The organism is Neisseria sp. P0001.S005, from assembly GCF_051963715.1.
Genome location: NZ_JBQCTZ010001006.1, coordinates 1 through 255 on the forward strand (window position 1 = coordinate 1; position 255 = coordinate 255).

The following is a 255-nucleotide window of genomic DNA, read 5'->3' on the forward strand; positions in this document are numbered from 1 at the left end:
AAGCAGTAGCGGCAGAGACCAAAGCGGGTCAAGCTAACACAGAGGCAGCTGCGGAACATGCTATAGCACTAGCGGCAGATGCTAAAGCAGTAGCGGCAGATACCAAAGCGGGTCAAGCTAAGACAGCGGCAGCTGCGGCAGATTCTAAAGCGGTAGCGGCAGATGCTAAAGCAGTAGCGGCAGATGCTAAAGCAGTAGCGGCAGATAACAAAGCGGGTCAAGCTAAGACAGCGGCAGCTGCGGCAGATGCTAAAG

General features: G+C 54.9%; 1 protein-coding gene. It reads left to right on the top strand.

Annotated features, from left to right (window positions below; translation table 11 throughout):
* Positions 1-255: hypothetical protein (locus ACTHSP_RS23865; protein WP_440347213.1), on the top strand; the 255-nt coding region annotated here is incomplete at both ends.